The sequence below is a fragment of the Type-D symbiont of Plautia stali genome, assembly GCF_001485335.1.
GTDB classification, from domain to species: Bacteria; Pseudomonadota; Gammaproteobacteria; order Enterobacterales; family Enterobacteriaceae; genus Pantoea; species Pantoea vagans_C.
In genome coordinates this window covers 1-233 of sequence record NZ_BBOC01000228.1, presented here as the reverse complement: position 1 = coordinate 233, position 233 = coordinate 1, and the positions used below count along the sequence as shown (strand labels likewise).

General features: G+C 49.4%; 1 tRNA gene. It reads left to right on the top strand.

The features are described from left to right. Positions 1-45 precede the first annotated feature (45 nt). Positions 46-120: transfer RNA gene (locus PSSD_RS26120), tRNA-Glu, on the top strand. Positions 121-233: the final 113 nt, after the last annotated feature.

Genomic DNA, 233 nt, shown 5'->3' with positions numbered 1-233 from the left:
AGAAAAGTAATGAGCAAGACGGCTGCGAAGTCGTGACATGTATGTGTCCCCTTCGTCTAGCGGTTAGGACTCCGCCCTTTCACGGCGGCAACAGGGGTTCGAATCCCCTAGGGGACGCCACTTGCTTGGTGACAGGTGAAAGGTGTCTCCACGAAATATCTCAAAACTGACGGTAACGTCGAGTTTGAGATATTGCTCTTTAACAATCCGGAACAAGCTGAAAATTGAAACGA